16 protein-coding genes are annotated in these 18,411 nt (G+C 65.2%); 7 read left to right on the top strand and 9 right to left on the bottom strand.

The genetic code is table 11. The features are described 5' to 3' along the window. Window positions 1-185: hypothetical protein (locus QZV93_RS12665; protein WP_295558952.1), on the bottom strand; the 185-nt coding region annotated here is incomplete at its 3' end. A gap of 77 nt (window positions 186-262) precedes the next feature. On the opposite strand from QZV93_RS12665, the gene QZV93_RS12660 reads away from it, so the two are divergent. Further along, window positions 263-1,267 carry a methyltransferase gene (locus tag QZV93_RS12660; RefSeq protein WP_295558950.1) on the top strand — a complete coding sequence of 335 codons (1,005 nt, stop codon included), beginning with the start codon at window positions 263-265 and terminating at the stop codon, window positions 1,265-1,267. Between the two features lie 99 nt (window positions 1,268-1,366). Here the strand turns inward: QZV93_RS12660 and QZV93_RS12655 are convergent, their stop codons facing one another. After that, window positions 1,367-3,580: a TonB-dependent receptor gene (locus tag QZV93_RS12655; RefSeq protein WP_295558948.1), complete on the bottom strand. Its 2,214-nt coding sequence runs from the start codon at window positions 3,578-3,580 to the stop codon at window positions 1,367-1,369. A gap of 631 nt (window positions 3,581-4,211) precedes the next feature. Here QZV93_RS12655 and QZV93_RS12650 point away from each other — a divergent pair. Further along, window positions 4,212-4,631, top strand: coding sequence for a hypothetical protein (locus tag QZV93_RS12650; protein WP_295558947.1), 420 nt, complete (start codon window positions 4,212-4,214; stop codon window positions 4,629-4,631). Between the two features lie 50 nt (window positions 4,632-4,681). On the opposite strand, the gene QZV93_RS12645 is transcribed toward QZV93_RS12650, so the two are convergent. From QZV93_RS12645 to QZV93_RS12630, 4 genes are all read right to left on the bottom strand, one after another. Continuing rightward, window positions 4,682-4,915, bottom strand: coding sequence for a hypothetical protein (locus QZV93_RS12645; protein ID WP_295558946.1), 234 nt, complete (start codon window positions 4,913-4,915; stop codon window positions 4,682-4,684). Between the two features lie 119 nt (window positions 4,916-5,034). Beyond that, window positions 5,035-6,060: an aldo/keto reductase gene (locus QZV93_RS12640; protein ID WP_295558944.1), complete on the bottom strand. Its 1,026-nt coding sequence runs from the start codon at window positions 6,058-6,060 to the stop codon at window positions 5,035-5,037. 131 nt (window positions 6,061-6,191) lie between these two features. Next, window positions 6,192-7,601: a hypothetical protein gene (locus tag QZV93_RS12635; RefSeq protein ID WP_295558943.1), complete on the bottom strand. Its 1,410-nt coding sequence runs from the start codon at window positions 7,599-7,601 to the stop codon at window positions 6,192-6,194. An 80-nt stretch (window positions 7,602-7,681) separates the two neighbouring features. After that, window positions 7,682-9,217, bottom strand: a complete 1,536-nt coding sequence (locus QZV93_RS12630) for a P-loop NTPase (protein ID WP_295558941.1) — start codon at window positions 9,215-9,217, stop codon at window positions 7,682-7,684. A 183-nt stretch (window positions 9,218-9,400) separates the two neighbouring features. On the opposite strand from QZV93_RS12630, the gene QZV93_RS12625 reads away from it, so the two are divergent. The 3 genes from QZV93_RS12625 (at window position 9,401) to QZV93_RS12615 (ending at window position 13,044) form a co-directional block, all read left to right on the top strand. Beyond that, window positions 9,401-10,009: a TRAP transporter small permease subunit gene (locus QZV93_RS12625; protein WP_295558939.1), complete on the top strand. Its 609-nt coding sequence runs from the start codon at window positions 9,401-9,403 to the stop codon at window positions 10,007-10,009. A gap of 58 nt (window positions 10,010-10,067) precedes the next feature. Beyond that, on the top strand, window positions 10,068-11,996 hold the full coding sequence (locus QZV93_RS12620; protein ID WP_295558938.1) for a TRAP transporter large permease subunit: 1,929 nt from the start codon (window positions 10,068-10,070) through the stop codon (window positions 11,994-11,996). A gap of 289 nt (window positions 11,997-12,285) precedes the next feature. Continuing rightward, on the top strand, window positions 12,286-13,044 hold the full coding sequence (locus QZV93_RS12615; protein ID WP_295558937.1) for a SprT family zinc-dependent metalloprotease: 759 nt from the start codon (window positions 12,286-12,288) through the stop codon (window positions 13,042-13,044). Window positions 13,045-13,085: 41 nt separating this feature from the next. Here QZV93_RS12615 and QZV93_RS12610 read toward each other — a convergent pair whose 3' ends face one another. Together QZV93_RS12610 and QZV93_RS12605 are read right to left on the bottom strand one after the other, a co-directional pair. Next, window positions 13,086-15,053 (bottom strand): PBP1A family penicillin-binding protein, encoded by a 1,968-nt coding sequence (locus QZV93_RS12610; RefSeq protein WP_295558935.1) that lies wholly within the window; start codon window positions 15,051-15,053, stop codon window positions 13,086-13,088. A gap of 262 nt (window positions 15,054-15,315) precedes the next feature. Then, window positions 15,316-15,597, bottom strand: a complete 282-nt coding sequence (locus QZV93_RS12605; protein ID WP_295558933.1) for a hypothetical protein — start codon at window positions 15,595-15,597, stop codon at window positions 15,316-15,318. Window positions 15,598-15,788: 191 nt separating this feature from the next. On the opposite strand from QZV93_RS12605, the gene QZV93_RS12600 reads away from it, so the two are divergent. After that, window positions 15,789-16,226 carry a DUF4112 domain-containing protein gene (locus tag QZV93_RS12600; protein WP_295558931.1) on the top strand — a complete coding sequence of 146 codons (438 nt, stop codon included), beginning with the start codon at window positions 15,789-15,791 and terminating at the stop codon, window positions 16,224-16,226. Between the two features lie 187 nt (window positions 16,227-16,413). Beyond that, a complete protein-coding gene (locus QZV93_RS12595) occupies window positions 16,414-16,761 on the top strand; it encodes a hypothetical protein (protein WP_295558930.1) in 348 nt (115 codons plus the stop codon). A 72-nt stretch (window positions 16,762-16,833) separates the two neighbouring features. Here QZV93_RS12595 and QZV93_RS12590 read toward each other — a convergent pair whose 3' ends face one another. Further along, the gene (locus QZV93_RS12590) at window positions 16,834-18,351 is read right to left on the bottom strand and encodes a DUF2779 domain-containing protein (RefSeq protein WP_295558928.1); all 1,518 of its coding nucleotides are present in this window, start codon (window positions 18,349-18,351) and stop codon (window positions 16,834-16,836) included. Between the last annotated feature and the right edge of the window lie 60 nt (window positions 18,352-18,411).

Below are 18,411 nucleotides of genomic sequence, written 5' to 3'. Positions count from 1 at the left end.
CCGCCGAGGGCAACGACCATTTGCGACAGCTGTAACAATATCGCGGCAATGACGCCGCGCAGCGGGTTGCGTTGCGCCGCGTGGGCTCGTACCGGCGTGCGCCAATAGAGGGGTTGGCGACCGTCGTTCGCGAGGTTGACGAAGCCACACGTTTGGCACGCGTTTTGCGGCCGGCCGATCTCCAACAGGCTCCTCGGGCAACCGTGAGAAGCCGTCGCCATGCAGGGAGGCCCAACGTGCTCAATCCAATTCAGAACTGCACATGTCGAGCACGCTGAGAGATCCCGGCCAGCTCGTTGTCGATCTGGCCTTCGGCTTCGCCTTGTCCGGGGCGCTCGCTGCAGCGGTGAAGCTCGGCATCCCCGACCTCATCGCAGACCGACCCATGACCGCCGAGGATCTCGGCCATGAACTCAACGCCCACGCCCTGTCCGTGCATCGCCTCATGCGGAGCTTGTCGAGCCTCGGCGTGTTCCGTGAGGATGACCAGAACAGGTTTCATGCCACGGAGGCTTCCGTGCTGCTGCAGCGCACGACGCCGAACACGCTGCGCGACGCCGTGCTGATGATCACGCAGGACATCTTCTGGAAGCCGCTCGGCGCTTTCGAGGACGTTGTTCTCACGGGCAGCAACGGCATGGAGCGGATCTTCGGCAAGCCGTTTTTCGAGTATCTGTCCGATAACAAGCAAGCCGGAGCGATCTTTCATACCGGCATGTCGAGCCTTTCGGACATGGAGAACCGGCTCATTGCGCAAAGTTATGACTTCTCGCCGTTCGGCACGATCGTCGATGTCGGCGGCGGGCACGGGGGATTTCTTATCGAGATCCTGAAGACGACCCCCAATTCGCAGGGGATCAACTACGATCGCGCGCATGTCCTCAAGGACGCACGCGTCAATGAGCTGCCCGGGCGGTGGCAATGCATGGAAGGCGACTTCTTCCAGTCTGTGCCGGACGGCGCCGACGCCTACGTGCTGAAGCGTATCCTCCACGACTGGACCGACGAGACGTGCATCGAGATTTTGCGCAACATCAAACACGCGATGGCGCCGCAGGGACGCGTGCTCGTGGCGGATACCGTCATCCCCCCTGGAAACGAGCCGCACGGCGGCAAGGTGCTCGACATGCTCATGATGGCCTCTCTCGAGGGCCGCGAGCGGACGGAGGCCGAGTTCTCGGCGCTGTTCGACCAGGCCGGCCTGAAGCTGTCCCGGGTCTATCACACCCCCGCGCTGCTCAGCTTGACCGAGGCGGTGGCCGCATAAGACGGGAGCACGTCCGATCGGCGTGCGGCTCTCCGCGCTCAGTCACATCGACGGTCGTCTCCGAACAGCAGGCCTGGCAGGCGATTGCGAGCGGAGCGCCTAATTCAGCGAAATCGAGCCGAAGAGGCGGACGCTGGCGCCGGTCTCGAGCACGTCCTCGCGACGCTTGAAGGAAGCGTGGTTCAGCACCTCGTCGTCGGCCAGGTTCTCGCCCTTGAGGCCGATGGTCATGGCCGGCGCGCCGTTCTCGCCCGGAGCCGTGTAGCTGATCTCGGCCGAGACCAACGTGTAGCCGGGCGTCACGATCTCCTCGGCGCCGATCTTGTCCTGCTCGAAGGCGTGGAGAACGCCGGCGCGCGCGAACCAGTTGGCATCGCGGTAGTAGATGCCGCCACCAAGCCGGTGCGGCGGGATGCGCGGAACGTTCTCACCGTCCTCGAACTCGGCGCGGACGAAATCGTATTGCCCGTCGATGCCCCAGACGCCACGCCAGATCGGCGCGACATCGACCTGGCCGGAAAGCTCAAGCCCGTAAAAGTTCGCATCGCGCTGGCGGAAGAAGACGAGGTCGAACGTTTCTTCCTCGTGCTCGTCGCCGGCGTGGGAGTCCTCGCAGTGGAAGTGGCCGTCGTGGGCAGCGCCGTCGCAGGCAAGACCCTGCAGGGCACGATAGATGAACCCGTCATAACGGGTGTAATAGGCCGACGTGTCGAAGCGGAAGGCGCCCGTGGACTTCTTCAGGCTAATCTCCGCGGTGGTTGCCTTCTCGACATCGAGGAAGGGATTACCGACCTCGAAGGTGCCGGTGGCCTCGTGCATGCCCTTCGAGAACAGCTCCGCGGCGTCGGGCGCGCGTTCCACGTACTGGCCGGTGAGACGAGCGACGGTGTCGAACGGCAGCTGATAGAGCACGCCAAGGCTGCCGCTCACGGGCGTGAAGCCGCGCTCGCCTTCGAAGGCGTGGGCGTGGAACTCTTCGCCTTCGCCGTGGAACTCGCTCCAGCCGGTGCCGTCCACGTCCGTCTGCTCGATGCGGGCCGCGGCCTGGAAGCGGAGGCTTCGCGTGACATCCAGCTCCTCGAACCAGAAGGCGGCGATGCTCTCAGTCTCGACCGGCTCCAAGAGCGACTCGCCTTCGAAGCTCTGGCCGCGCGTGTTGCGATTGCCCCACTGGGCGCCGAGAGCGCCGTTGAGCTGGCCGAGCACCGTTCCCACGGGACTATGCTGCACCTCGACGCGCGCCTCCTGCTCTTTGTTGGTGAAGCGCGAGCCGAGCGAGAAGCCGTCGGCATGCTCCTCCTCGCCGTGGCCGTGGTCATCGTCGCCATGGGCGTGCATGGCGAGCTCGTCGTGGGCGTAGTCGGAGGCGCCGAACCAGAACCGCACGGCTTCAAGGCCGAAGTCGCGAACACGCCACTCGCCCCTGGCCAGCACTTTGTCCTGCTCCATGTCGATGCGCGGCACGACACCCTCGCGCGCCTCCTCGCCCGGGATGCCGTAGAGGCTGTCGATATGCGCGACGGCGACTCCGAGGAAGCCATTCTCCCAGACACGCGAGAGACCCACCGATCCGCCCTGGCTGTCGACGAACGTGTTCAGCTCCTTTCCGTTCGGGGTATCGTAGTCCTCGGCGCGGCGTGCGAAGCCGTCGGCGTGGACGGCAAAGCCCGTTGCTTTGGAGCCCGCAGTGACCTTGAACGCACCGTCGCGGCCTTCGTCAACCGAACTCAGGCCGCCTTTGACAGCGCCGCTCAAGCCGCCTTTCGGAATGAAGGTCGGGATGCGCTCGTTCTCGACCGCGACGACGCCGCCAATGGCCTGCGATCCGTAGCGGAGCGTCGCCGGGCCGCGCACGACCTCGATGCGGTCGGCCGCATTGGGATCAACGGGGATGGCATGGTCTTCGGAGATGGCGGCAACGTCATGCGTGCCGATGCCATCCTCCTGGGTGCGCACGCGGTAGCTATCGAGACCGCGGATGATCGGCCGATTGGCGCCGGGCGCAAATGCCGTGCTCGTGATGCCGGGCTTGTTCTGGAGTGCGTCGGTGATGGTCGTGCCGCCGTTGGCGGTGATCTCGCGCTCGTCTGCAACGGTGATGGAGGCGAACGTGTGGTCGTCGAAATCGAGCGTGGTGCCTGGCGGGATGGCCGGCCCCTCGACGATGGGCGCGGCTTGCGTCGCGTCCGCGGACTTTCCGGGCTGGACGCGTTTCGGCTTGACGATGGGGCTCGGCGTCGTGACCTCGATGACGGGCAGCTCGGTGACCGCCGGCTGGCTTTTCTCCTGCGCACCCGCAGACGAAGCCCCCATCCCCGCCAGAGCGCCAATCGCTGCAATCCCAGCGATCCTGGCCAGCAGCAAAGAGCGCGGCGGGTGGGTGCTGACGTCTGCCGATTTTCGGATTTTATAGTATACTATCCATTTTGCGGCCCAAAAAGAACCCGTGCCGGTGACGGCGGATCGAACGCCGAGGAAAAGCGACATCAACGGCAACAGCGCTGCCGGCGGGGACGAGGCCGCCCGGCCATCGGACGGCACCGGGAATGAGCTGGCGCTGACAGGCCGTCCGCATCCGCGTGCGTGGTGCGGGCTGCGGCTGGCACTGTTCCCGATGTTCCGTTCTCCGGCCTTCGCAACACTGGACATGGCGCCTCACGATTTCGGATGTTATACTATCCGAATAATCGGTCTTGCGGCCGGTTGCAATCGCCGTGGTGGATGTTTCCAGTCATCTGCGAGACGGCGTTGCGGAGCGGGCACAGCGGTGGGCTGCGGCCTTGACCGCGCTTCGGTGTGGGCGGCGCGGAAGGCGCGCACGCGTGCCGGCTCCCAATTGGCCGTATCGAGGAATGCTCTGTTCCGGGTGGGGTAACTGTTTTATACTGGTTCCAGATCGTTGCCGCAGAAGCAGCTTTATCCAGCGATCGGCCCAGGACGCGCAATGACGCGAATATTTCTCGCAATTGCCTCTGCTGTTTTCGCCATGACGATGGCGTTGGGCTCGCCAGCGCAGGCTTGCATCTCCTGCGAGTATACGCCGGAAGTCGCCAAGACACCTTTGAAAGCTTCGCCGAAGGGACGCGTCTCCAAGGCGGCCAAGAACCGAGCGTCGCCCGCCAAGAAGCGCATCGCGAAACCACAACCTGCTTCGGCACCGGAGAAAAAGGTCGACACCGCGACCAAGACCGTTCCGGTCGAGACACAGACGGAGGCCGAAGGCTCCGACGTGTCGACCGCCGCTCTCGGCCAAGGGGACGCTAAGCCGACCGGCGAAACAACTGAGAGCGGCTCCGGCACAGAGGTCGGCTGCAAGAAGTTCTCGCCCACCGCCGGCAAAACCATTCCGGTGCCCTGCGAGTAGGTGCTGCCTAAGCGAGCCGCGCGCCCGGTGCGACGCGCTCTACACGGGCCTCAAGCAACAACCTCGGAGACGTCGCTGACTTGCGGCGGATAGGTCGGTCTCAGGTCGTCCTTGTTCCAGATGCCCTCGGCGTAGCGCGTATCGCCCTCGCCGCTGACCTCGACATCGGTGAAGCCGGCATCCCGGAACTTGTTGGCAATTATATCATTGCTCGCAATGCGCTCAACGAAGCCCAAGCTCACGGTCGTCCTGTAGCGCTTGCCCCTTTGTAGCGTAAATTCCATCGCTCGCGCCTCCGTTCTATTTTCCCCTGCAATATAGCAGAAGAGACGCGCGGATAAACCTCGCAGGACTACGGTGGGTGAACGTCTTCGCTGCACCGCAGAACGGCGCGCCAAGCCCGTCAAACGGGAGGCGGGTTGCGCTCGGAGAAGAAGCGCTGGTGCCAATAAGGATAGGCGAGCGTCACCGCGCTCGCGGCGTCGAGTTTCGCCACCTGCTCCTTGGTCAGGCTCCACCCGACGGCGCCGAGGTTCTGCCGGAGCTGCTCCTCGTTGCGTGCGCCGATGACGACGGTGGATACGGTGGGGCGCTGCAGCAGCCAATTGAGTGCGACCTGAGGAATGGACTTGCCGGTCTCTTTGGCGATCTCATCCAAGGCGTCGACGACCCGGTAGACATATTCGTCGTCAACGGGAGGCCCGCTGTCGGCCGTCTCATGCAGCCGGCTCGTTGACGGCAGCGGCTGACCGCGGCGGATCTTGCCGGTCAGACGGCCCCAGCCGAGCGGGCTCCAGACCACGGCTCCGACGCCCTGGTCGAGCCCCAGCGGCATCAGCTCCCATTCGTAGTCGCGCCCGATCAGCGAGTAGTAGGTCTGGTTGGCCACGTAGCGCGGATAGCCGTAGCGGTCGGCGACCGCCAGCGACTTCATGAGGTGCCAGCCGGAGAAATTGGATACGCCGAGGTAGCGAATCTTGCCGGCGCGGACGAGATCGTCGAGCGTCGAAAGCGTTTCCTCGACGGGCGTCTTGGCATCGAAGCCATGCAGCTGGAAGAGGTCGATGTAGTCGGTGCCGAGCCTCTTCAGCTGAGCTTCGACCGTTCTCAGCAGGTGATAGCGGGAGGAGCCGACATCGTTGGGGTTATCGCCGAAGCGGAACGTCGCCTTGGTGGAGATGATCACCTCCTGGCGCCGCCCTTTGATCGCCTCGCCGAGGATCCGCTCGGATTCGCCGTTCGAATAAACGTCGGCGGTGTCGAACATCGTGAGGCCGGCTTCGAGACAGATGTCGATCAAGCGCCGCGCCTCGGCGACATCGGTGTTGCCCCATGCGCCGAACAACGGGCCTTTGCCGCCGAAGGTGCCGGCGCCGAAGCTCAGCGCGGGAACCGTGAAGCCAGATGCACCGAGCCGGCGATATTCCATGGGGGTCTCCTCAAAGATGCGGGATGCCCGAGTTATGGGGGGCGCTCGCGCATTCGGCAAGGCACGGGCCACATTCGGAGATGCCCCTGTCGCGGCCCTGCCTCTCTCGGACGTCTGTCCGCTTTAACGGATTATTGCGCAAGCCGCCGGTGCAGTGCCCAGAGGGTTGCGGCATGATAGTCGTCCCGGGTCGTACCGCTGCTGCGCACCGCGCCGATGCCTCCGTCCACCTTCAGTACGAGGACGAGTACTCCGGTGCGATCCGTGATGGCGGCGAGGGCCGGTGACCACGGCGTTGCCGACAACGCACCGTCCAGCAATGTCCAGCGCGCCGCCGCCAGGATTCGTGTGTCGGAGGGCGGCACGAGGAGCAGCGTCTTTCCGAACTGGCCGAGCTTTTGAATGTTGTCGAGCTCCCAGCGCACCCATCGCGTGGTGCCGACGCAAGCGACGATCAGGCGGCTGTCGCGTATCCAGCCGATCACTGCCGGCTGCCACTCGTCGTCCTTCAGATAGATGCGATAGGCGACACCGCCTGGAACCGGCTCGCCCGGGGCACCGATGGCGATGAACGGACCATAGGCTGCGACCGCCGATGCGATGGCGCCTTCCACGCTTTTGGAGAAGTATTCATCCTTGGCTCGCTCGTCATCGCTCACCGCGTCGTCCGAGAACGAGCGGAGCAGCAACACCGGGGGGCGGCGGTCGAAGGCGAGCGCCGAGCGTGCATCCTTGGCCCACCGCCACATGCCGCTCAGCGGGGCGTAGCGTGGTGCCACGAACTCGAGGAGCTTTTCCAAAAGAATGACGACGGCGACGAGAAACGTCAACGTGATGCCGACGACGGCCGTCTCTCCCCGGGACCAGCCGGTGACGAACTCGTCCCACACCTCGGCGAACGTGATTTTCTGAAGTGCCGCCCAGACCTCCGCGTAGGGAATCCTGTGCAGGAGAGCCATAAAAATCAGAAAGCCGAACGCCAGGGCGGCGGCCACTACCGACGTGAGCGCTTTGCGAAGCCCCATGCGCAGCGTCGGCAGGGCGATCGGTGCCGAGGCCAGCACGGCGCGGTCGTGGTCGTCCAGGGGCGTGCGCAGGGACCTCGAAAGCTGAGCGGTCAGCATCAGCACGATGACCGTGCTCATGCCGCCCAAGAGGGCGAAAACGCCCGCCTCATCCAGGGGATCGTCGATCGAAAGCCCGCCCTTGACGAGGGGGACCATGATGAGAGCCGCCTGCACGGCGTAGTGGACGCTGACCATGAGCGCGAAGACGATGTAGGCATTCAGGATGCGCGGTATCGCGGGGCGGCCGCGGATGTTCGCCGGATCGCAAACGGCGAGGATCACGGCGACGACAGCCGTGACTATGAGGACAGTCCAGGCCACAAGCCGCAGCCCAACGCCAACGTTGGCGTCGAGGGCGAAAAGACTCGGAACCGCCAGCATCAACAGCATGACCGGCATGCCGAGCCGGAGACGCCGCGCTCCGTTCAACGCTGCGGCCAGACGCGAAACGTCGACGTCCTCGATTGCCCCCACGCCGCGCTATCCCCGGCAGACGATCCCAGGCCTTAGGTCCGTCGTCAAACTATCTCGTTTGTGGGGATCAGCATAGCGAACTAGCGCGAGAGCCCCTTAGCCTTGAGCTCGGCAAGGTACTCGCCCCAGCGCTTGTCCTTTTGCAGCGACAGCATGTGGAGGTACGACCACGTGAAGAGACCGGTGTCGTGACCGTCGTCGAAAACGATGCGCACGGCATAGTTGCCGACGCCGCGCAGCTCCTTGATCTTGACGTTCTTTTTGCCGCCGACGGTGACGCGCTGCTCCTTCGAATGGCCCTGCACCTCGGCCGAGGGGCTCAGAACCCGCAGGAACTCGGCGGGAAGCTCGTGCTCGTCCTTGGTCGCAAACGAGACGCGCAACGCCTCACCGCCGTGGACGATCTCGAGCTTGGGTGGCTTCATACCGCGGCCCGAGGCCTTCTCGATCTCGGTCCACGCCTTGGCCGCGATCTCGCGGAAAGCCTGAGCGCTCGGGCTCTCGGGCGAGGTCGCGGTGATGGGGCGGCCGGCGTCCGATGTCTCGCGCACCTCGATCGTGAGCGGAACCTCGCCCAGGAACGGCACGCCGAGCTTCTCGGCCTCCGCCTTCGCACCGCCGTGACCGAAGATGTCGTAGCGGGCGCCGGTATCGGGGGTAACGAAGTAGCTCATGTTCTCGACGATGCCGAGCAGCGGCACGTTGACCTTCTTGAACATGGCGAGCCCCTTGCGGGCGTCGATCAACGCGAGATCCTGCGGCGTCGAGACGATCACCGCGCCGGCGAGCGGCACCTGCTGGGCGATGGTGAGTTGCACATCGCCGGTGCCGGGAGGCATGTCGATCACCAGCACGTCGAGATCGCCCCAGGCGACCTCGCGCAGCATCTGGTTCAGCGCGCCGACCACCATGGGTCCGCGCCAGACGATGGGCGTGCCCTCCTCCACCATGAAGCCCATGGACATGGACTTGAGACCGTACCCCTCCATGGGCACCAGCTTCTTGTCGGCGCCCTGCGTCGGCTTGCCGGTGATGCCGAGCAGCCGCGGCTGTGAGGGGCCGTAGATGTCGGCGTCCATGATGCCGGCCTTGAGGCCGATAGCCTGGAAGCCGAGCGCCAGATTGACGGCGACGGTGGACTTGCCGACACCTCCCTTGCCCGAGGCGACGGCGACGATGTGCTTCACGCCGGGCACACCTTGCGTCTGGCGGACCGGAGCTGCGGCAGGACCGGCGGCCGGCGGCCGATGGGCCGCGTCGCCAGCGGCGCCGCGGGCCCGCGCCTCGGCGACGCGAGGGTGCTCGCGGCCGTTACCGGACGGCGTAGCGACGGCTGGTGGTTGAGCAGGCCGCGGCGCCTGTCCCGGCGACGCCTCGGCGGTCAGAACAGCCACGACGCCTGCAACGCCTTCGATCTCGCGCACGACCTTCTCTGCCGCTCCGCGCAGCGGCTCGAGCTCCTCGGCGCGCGCGGCAGGCACGGTGATCGAGAAATAGACGCGCCCGTCCTTGACCAGAATATCCGAGACCAGGCCGAGATCGATGATATTGCCGTCGAGGTCCGGGCCTTTGACGCGCCGCAGCCGCTCGACTACCTGCGCCTTCAGATCGGACATGCCCGTGCTCCTGATGTTTTTGGTCTGAGGGGCTCCCGCAGGGCGGCGCCCTCGCCTGCCCTACGTCATGACCGGAAAACCCGCAAGGTGGGTTCTCCGGAGTTCTCCCTGGCTGGCGCTTGAGATATAGGAAGGCGGAAGAGGCCCCGCCAAGGCGGCCGACGAACAGGGGGCGCCAAGGAAATGAAGCAGCTTTTGGCCCTGAGCCGGCTGATCGACCGGGCATCGGCAGCAATCGGGCAGTCGGTTGCGTGGCTCATCGTCGCTGCGGCCATCATCAGCGCTCTCAACGCCTTCGTGCGCAAAGCATTCGACTGGAGCCAGAATTCTCTGCTCGAGATCCAATGGTGGCTTTTTGCGCTGGTGTTCCTGCTGGCCGCTCCGTGGACGCTGGCTGTCAACGAGCACATCCGCATCGACGTCGTGAACAGCCGGCTATCCGTAACGCAGCGCAATATCATCGAGCTCATCGGGCACGCCCTCTTTCTGGTGCCGATGGCGGCGATGATCGTCTACACATCCTCGATCTTCTTCTCGAACTCGTTTGCCCAGAACGAGCAGTCGCCGAACGCGGGCGGACTGCCGCTGTGGCCCATCAAGGCGCTCATTCCGATCGCGTTCGCGCTTCTGCTGGCGCAGGGGCTGTCCGAGCTCATCAAGCGCATTGCCATCATGCGCGGCGAGCTTGTCGAGACGCGCGGTCACGCCAGCTATCACGATGCCGTCATCGGGGCTGGGACGGATCTCGCGGCCGGCGACGGCAGCGCGGCTGCGCGGGACCGCACGCAATGATCTTGAGCACGCGTGGCATTCCTGCCAGACACCGGCTCGAGAGCAGGGTCCGCGGCGCATGACGGCCTTCCTGGTTCAAAACCTGGCGCCGATCATGTTCGCGTCGCTGGTCCTCTTCCTGCTGCTCGGCTACCCCGTGGCGTTCTCGCTCGGCGCGGTCGGGCTTGCCTTCTTCTTCATCGGCGTGGAGCTGGCGCCGCACTCGAACGGCGCCATCACGCTGTCCTGGCACCTCTTGCAGTCCATGCCGGGCCGCATCTTCGACGTGATGCGCAACGACACCTTGCTCGCCATCCCATTTTTCACCTTCATGGGATTGATCCTGGAGCGATCCGGCATGGCCGAGGATCTGCTCGAGACCGTGGGGCAGCTGTTCGGAACCATCCGCGGGGGACTTGCCTATGCGGTGATCTTCGTCGGTGCGCTACTCGCCGCGACGACGGGCGTGGTGGCCGCAAGCGTGATCTCGATGGGGCTCATCTCGCTCCCCATCATGCTCCGATACGGCTATGACCGGCGGATCGCCTCGGGCGTCATCGCAGCGTCCGGCACGCTGGCGCAGATCATCCCGCCGTCGCTGGTGCTGATCGTGCTCGCCGATCAGCTCGGCCGCTCGGTCGACGACATGTACAAGGCCGCCCTGGTGCCGGGGCTCATGCTGGCGGGCTTCTATGCGGTCTATGTGTTCATGGTTTCGCTGTTCAACCCGACGGCAGCGCCGGGGCTTCCTTCGGACGACGTGGGTCATAAGGAGGCCGACGGCTCGCGGGGCCTGACGTCACTCGGCGTGCTGGCCGGATTGTCGGCCTTATTTGCAGCGTGGGTGATGCATGGCTCGTCCTACACCGGTATCGACAAAGCCATCCTGGCCATGGCCTGCGGCATCTGTTTCGCGCTCGCCGCCGCGCTCGCCAACCGGGTGCTCAAGCTGGTTTCCGGTCACAGCGTGCTTTCGACCATCGCCGAGCGCGTCACCTTCGTCATGGTGCCGCCGCTGCTCCTCATCTTCCTTGTGCTCGGCACCATCCTGGTCGGCCTTACGACGCCCACGGAGGGTGGGGCAATGGGCGCGGTCGGCGCCCTGATCCTCGCCGCCGCGAAGCGCTACAGCGACGACGACAGCCGGCGCTTCAACGTCCAAATCGTGCGGCAGGCCGCGCAGGTGACCGCCAAGCTGGCGGCGTTCGTGATGTTCATCCTGATCGGGGCGCGCATCTTTTCGCTGACCTTTTACGGCGTCAACGGGCACATCTGGGTCGAGCACCTGATGACCTCGCTGCCGGGCGGCATGTACGGCTTCCTGATCGCGGTGAACTTGCTGGTGTTCTTCCTCGCCTTCTTCCTCGATTTCTTCGAGCTCTGCTTCATCCTGGTGCCGCTCTTGAAGCCGGCGGCGGAGGCCATCTTCCGCGTGTCACCGGAGGCCGTCGCCATCGCCAAGAGCTTCGGATTTGCGGTGATCAGCACCACGGACGCTTCCGGCGTCGTCACAGAGACGGTGGCCGACGTCACGCCGTTCGTGATCTGGTTCGGCGTGCTGCTGGCCGTCAACATGCAGACAAGCTTCATGCATCCGCCGTTCGGTTTCGCGCTGTTCTACTTGCGGAGCGTCGCGCCACGCGACACTTATCAGGACAAGGTGACCGGGCGCCTCATGGCGCCTGTCAAGACGAGCGACATCTATTGGGGAGCCGTGCCGTTCGTCGGCATCCAGCTGGTGATGGTGGGCCTTCTGACTGCGATGCCAGCGCTGGTGATGAGCAAGCCCGAGGCGCGCCCTGCACCACCTGCGGCCAGCCGCCCTTCCGCTCAACCGCAGCCATCCGGCCTTCCGATCGACCGCGGCTTCGCGCTCGATCCGACGCCGCCTCGAATCGACGGCGCACCCGATCCGTCGCCGCACGCGCCGTCCGCGCCGACACTCGATATGCGCGAGTTGCCGAGCTTCACCGCTCCCGAACGTGCGCTTCCGCACACGCGACCGTGAGGCCTACGCAAAATTCCGTGGAAGACAGACTTGGTCATCGCTTGATAAGCTTCGCACGCTACCGTGAAAGCACTGGCCGTCGTGGAACTCTTGCGCAACAGTCGCGTGATCGGTTACGCGGCGTCACAATTTCACGCTGGTGATGCGCTTCACTCTCTTGCTAAGTGGGACGTGGGTCGAGCGTGGCGCCAGATACCTGTGGGAGGGGATCCGGGAGCAGCAGCCAGAAGCGCCCTTCCATCGCAGTGTTTCCGTGTCACCAGATTCAGCGTGAGCTCCGAAGTCATTCATGCGGAAGACTAGAAGAAGCGCGTCGCCGACGCTCAAGAACGGCCACATCAGCGATCTCGGGGCACCGGTGGAAGTGCGCCGTCATCCCGGCGCACGCCGATTGACGCTCCGTGTCAGCCGCACGCGGCGTACGGTGATCGTCACGCTGCCTGTGCAATGCGATCTCGATGAGGCGGGCTCCTTCATCACGCGGAACATCGAATGGGTGCGCGCGCGCCTCGACAGCCTGCCGGATCCGGTTCCGTTCCTCGACGGCGTGTTCATTCCGCTGCGCGGCGACGCGCATCGCATCGCCTTTGCCGGACCGCATGGGCGGGGCGGACCGGTCGAGCGGCGGGAAACGCCGTCCTATCCCGAGCTGCGCGTGACCGGCCATCATGAGCACGCGCCGCGCCGCCTCAAGGATTGGCTCACCAAAGAGGCGCATATCGCTCTCGATGAGCGCGTCGGCTTCCACGCCAAACGTCTCGGTGTGACCGCAAAGCGCATCGCGGTGCGCGATCAGACGAGCCGCTGGGGCTCCTGCTCGACCACGGGCGTTCTTTCGTTCTCATGGCGGCTCATCCTGGCGCCGCCGGAGATCCTGGATTACGTGGCCGCTCACGAAGTGGCGCATTTGCGCGAGATGAACCACGGTCCGCGCTTCTGGGCGCTGGTGGCCAAGACCATGCCAGGCCTCGAAGACGCCAAGCGTTGGCTGCAGATCTACGGCATGGACTTGCACCGCTACGGCGCCGCCGTGGCGCAGGACGCTTGATCAGCGTTATTTCAGGCCGCGAGCCTTAGAACAGGATCACGTCACTGCGCTTGCGGTGGGCTGACGAGAATGCGGCCCGAGCGCGTGACGGTCGTTGCGCCCTGCGTCTGCGATGGCGCGGGCGGCTCCGACGCCTCCTCCTCGGCCAACACCTTTGCGATCAGATCCTCCCCGGCGGAGGGCGCGACGCGATCGATCCCAGCCGCGACGGAGCCGACGCTCTCCCTTGCGACCACGGGGGCAGGGCTTGGTGCCTTGCCCCGATCGGCGGCGAGCATGACCTCGTGCCAGATCTCGGCCGGCAGGGATCCGCCGACCACCTTGTTCATGGTGCGTCCGTCGTCGTTGCCGACCCAGACGCCGGCGGTGAGGTCGGAGGTGTAGCCGATGAACCAAGCGTCGCGGAAATCCTGCGAGGTGCCTGTTTTTCCTGCAACCGTACGGCCAGGGATCGCCGCGCGGCGACCGGTGCCGTTGGCTACGGCTCCGCGTAACATGTCGTCCATGGCGGCGACGGATGCGCGCGGGATCGCCACGTCGGAGCGGGCATCGATGCGCTGGAACAGCACCTTGCCGGCCCCCGTTCGCACACGCTGGATGGCGTAGGGCTCGTTGACGTAGCCTCCATTGGCGAAGGCGGCGTAAGCGCCCGTGAGATCGAGCAGCGAGACCTCGGACGTGCCGAGTGCGAGAGATGCGTCCTTGCGCAGCGGCGACTTCATGCCGAGGCGGCGCGCGGTGGCTGCGACCGTGTCTGGGCCTGCATCGAGCACGAGACGCACGGCTACGGTATTCAACGATTGGGCCAGTGCGTTGCGGAGCGTCGTCATGCCGAGATAACGACCGCTATCGTTCTTCGGCGACCAGCGTCCGGCTGTTATGGGCGCGTCCTCGACGAGGCTGTCCGGCGTCAGGCCACGTTCGATGGCGGTCAGATAGACCACCGGCTTGAAGGCGGAACCGGGCTGGCGATGGGCCCGAACGGCGCGATTGAACTGGCTGTCGGCGTAGGAACGGCCCCCCACGAGGGCGCGTATGCCGCCGTCCGGCGCGAGCACGACGATGGCCGCCTGGCCGGCATCGAGCGCCTGGCCGCGCTCGCCAAGCGCACGCTCCACGACCTCGCCGGCGCGACGCTGGAGATCGGCGTCGAGTGTGGTCTCGATCACGACCTCGTCGCGGTCGGCATCCTCGAAGCGTGCGGCGGCATCGAGCACGAAATCGACGGCGTAGGCCATCTCGGCCTGGTCCGGCACGCGCATGAGCGGTGAGAAGCGAATTTCCTCGGCGCGTGCGGCGGCGGCCTCCTCGCCGGTGATAAAGCCCGCCTCCCGCATGGTATCGATTACGACCCGGCCGCGGGCGACGGCCTGCACGGGGCTGGCGCTCGGCGCATATTTCGAGGGCGCCTTCAGGAGGCCGGCGATGACGGCTGCCTCGGCGAGCGTGAGATTGCGCGCGGACTTGCCGAAATAGCGTTGCGACGCCGCCTCGATGCCGTGGGCACCGCCGCCGAAGTAGACGCGGTTGAGATAGAGCTCGAGAATGTCATGCTTGGAGAGCCGGAGCTCGAGCCAGAGCGCCATGACGAGTTCCTCGGCCTTGCGGGACCAGGTGCGCTCCGAGGTAAGAAACAGGTTCTTGGCAAGCTGCTGCGTGATGGTCGAGCCGCCTTGCGTCAAACGCCCGGCCCGCAGATTTGCCACTGCCGCGCGCAGCATGCCGAACGCGTCGATGCCAGGATGATCGAAGAAGCGCCGGTCCTCGATGGCGACGGCGGCATCGGCGGCGTGGGGCGGCAGCATGTCGAGCGGGATGTAGGCGCGGGAGACGCCGCGCTCGGCGAGCGGCGTGCCATCGCGCGCCATGATGCGGATCACGGGGCCGGTCGCCTTGAGCCGCATGGAAAGCGGATCGGGGAAAACGACCGTGTAGTAGATGAAGAGAGCGCCGACCACTACGGCCGCAGCCGACACCAGGGCGAGCGGGCCGAGCAACAGAACGCGCAAGCGAAGCGGCAATCTTTGCGTGTGGCTCAAGGGCGCGTGTGCGCTCTCCGGCGTCGCACGGTGCTGCCAGTCGCCATGCGGCTCCCATTCGGAATAGTCCGGGCGATATGGTCGCCGCGGATCTTGGCCGTCGTACCCCATGCGCTTTCGGCCCCTTCCGCGCAGCGATCGACGCGGAACATCGCAGGCCGGCGCCCCAACGCGCCGCCATCGCGCATTATGGTCGCGGGCACGCTAACGCTGCGTTAACCCCCAGGGACGTTCAGCGGCTGGAAAACGGGGCCGCGAGGAGCGCAAGAAAAATGCGCGCGGCAATGGTGAAGAACATGAACAGCAGCTGGCGCTCCTCAAGCAGGAGCTCGACCCAGATGTTGTACTTGGGGTCGAGGCCGGTCGAGGTGATGACGCCCTTCAGATCGCGCGCCCAGGCGAGCATCGTCGAGAGCGTATCGGGCCAGTTATAGCCGACGATCGCGAGCGCAAATGCGCCGAGGATGAGAGACAGAAAAATCGTGCTGGTGCCCAGCAGAAGACGCAGGAACATCTCGCTCTTCCCTTCTCGCGCCAGCACGCGCCGCCCTATCGCCGGCTCGCAGCATGGCGCCCACCCGTCTTGACCGGGACCCCCGTCGTCCCAACATGATGCGGGGATTTGCGATGCCCCGCGGCGCAGAGCCTAGATCCGCGAGCCGCGGGACACAAGTTCCCACCGAGGCAGGTTTTTTCGGGACATCGATGAAGACCAACACCGTCGAGCGCTATTCGGACCCGGAAATCGAAACGTCCGTCACCCGCATCGAGGCGGTTTCGCGGCTCATGGACGACCTGTTCGAAATCCCTGGCACGAACGTGCGCGTGGGGCTCGATGCCCTGATCGGTCTGGTGCCGGTGGTGGGCGATCTCATCTCGCAGGTGGTTTCGAGCTACATCATCTGGGAGGCGCGCCGGCTCGGCGTTTCGCGCTTCACGATGGGGCGTATGATGGCCAACTCCGCGATCGACACCGTGGTCGGCATCATCCCGTTCGCCGGCGACGCCTTCGATGTTGCATTCCGGGCCAACCGGAAGAACCTGGCGCTCCTCAAGGGGCACCTCGAAAAGCACGGGCACATCCGCCGCGGCGGAACGGGTCCAGGGCCCGTGATCGACGTGACGGCGCGGCGCGTCGGCTGAGTTTTGGCAGCGGACTGTTGCAAGCGGGTGTCATTATTCCTGCCTTGCACTCGCAAGTCTCGAAAAACACTGTGGATTCCTCGGCGCAGCCGTAGTTGCGGGTCTGCGACTCAGCGATTGAGTGAAAGGGTCAGCTGCGTCCCGTTGCGCTGGTATTGCGTTTCTGCCCGGAATTCCAAGGATCGCAATGCCAAGACTCTCTCATCTCATCGTCCTCGCAACCGCGCTGGTGTTTCTCGGCGGATGCTGCCGCGACACCATTCGCGAGATGGGCTCACTCAAGGACGGCCTCGCGCCGCGAGCCCAGAAGCGCAGTGTGGCGGCGCAGCCTGCCGAGCGCAGCAGCAAGTCGGCCGAAGTCGACCACGACGACGATGACGATAGGAAAGAGATCGAGACCGGATCGGTCAACAAGCCGGATTGCCAGGGGCAGCATCTCGCCTATCAGGCCACCAAGGAATACCTGAAGAACTTCGGCCCGAAGCCGCCGGATCAGCCCGGCGAGCGCGGACCGTGCAGCCCCGACGGGCGGTAAGCCTTACTCACGCGCAATTCTTCTATCGATTTCCGGCCGGCAGAGACGTGCGTCGCTGCCGGGCCGCAGAGGCTAGCCGGCTTCGCGGATCTCGCGGGCGGCGACAATGGCGAGAAGCGCGCGCCAGATCTCGACCATGGCCAGTGAATCGAGCCCGCAATAGGTCAGCAGGTTTTTACGCGCCTGCTCCGCCTCGTCGGCTTCGAGCTCGCCGGTGACGATGGCGTTCCAGGTCTCGCTGGCAGTGGCCCCTTCCTGGATCGCCAGACCCTTGTAGGAGAGGCCGGGCACGAGCGCGGGCAGCACCCACTTGATCGATGTCTTGCCGCGAAAACCCGGGTGGACGACCATCTGCCCGGAGAAGACATCCATCAGATCCACGACGCGCTCGTTGACGGATGACAGGAACTCCTGCTCCGCCGGCAGGCGCTCGGCCAGCTTGGCGTTGATGCCCTTCTCGAACGGCTTGTTCCAGACGATGACGGTGCCTTCAGCCGGGATGGCGCGCTTCAAGGCCTCGACAAACGGCACGTCGGGGCAAGCTTTCTCGACGTAAAGAAACTCGTGGTGCACAGGGTCGCCGTCCGGCTCGGTGACAACGTGCATCGAGAACTGGAAGGGGACGTGATTGAAGGGCGCATAGCCCGGAAAGCGCGGCAGAGCGCAGGGAAACGTCTCGTAATCGAGGAAGGCCGCCGGATAGCGGATCTCGTTGAGGAAGACTTCGAGGGGCGGCAGATCGACGTGCGGGCGGCGGCGCTTGGCGGCCTCGACCTGATGGCGCTGCGGCAGCGACAGATCGAAATCATCAGGCACGTCGGTGATGGCCAGGATGCCCGCGTCGACGAGCTCCTTGAGCTTCTTCGGCGAGGTGCCGATGCGGGTCAGGTCGTGGACGCTGTAGTCCGGCACGTGAGGATTGACGTAGGCGAAGGTCGTGCATTGGCTCGAGCGGCCTTTGTAAATGCAGGAGCAGGGCGGAGCGGGCAGCGCCGAGAGCTGAATGAGGTCGTGGGCGGCGTCCATCTCCGCGGCGACGGTGTCGAGGATCGGCGTCACGCGATCCGTAAAGTCTTCGCGCGTGAACAGCCGGGTGAGGTCGAGGGCCCCATCGGACACGTACTCGCCGTTCAGGCGGACGAGGTTGAGGCGGCCGAGAGGCACGCCGTTCTCGCGCAGCACGAGCGCCTGGAAGGCGATGTCGTGAGCATAGAGGTCGTCCTTCGCCTTACGGTCCTCGCCGCTGGTGGAGGCCTTGACCTCGTAGAGGTCGTAGACGCCTTGCGTGCCGTTCCACACCAGGATGTCGCAGGCGGTCGTGTAGCGGTCGGTCTCGAAGACCGGCTGGTAGAGAACCGGCGTATGGATCGCGACGAGATCGGCGGTGCCGGCCGCATCGCCGCGCCGGATCAGCACGCCGTCCGGGAACAGCTCGCGGGCCCGCACGTCCACGTCGTTGCCGATCTCGATGATCGCCTGCTCGAACACCGAGAGCGGCTCGTCGTGGTAGATCTCGGGCTTGTGGACCTTCATCCAGGCGTTGTGGGCGCAGTCCCGGTAGACGAGATAATTCGTCTTGCTGAGCTTCATTCCGCCCCTCCCGCTGAGCTGGCCCTCCCGGGCCGCAATCCCCAAGTGAAACCTAACCGC

Origin of the sequence: uncultured Hyphomicrobium sp. (genome assembly GCF_902826555.1) — a bacterium.
Classification (GTDB): Bacteria; Pseudomonadota; Alphaproteobacteria; order Rhizobiales; family Hyphomicrobiaceae; genus Hyphomicrobium_C.
Note: the sequence above shows the minus strand (reverse complement) of the source record. Positions and strands in the feature narration are given on the sequence as shown.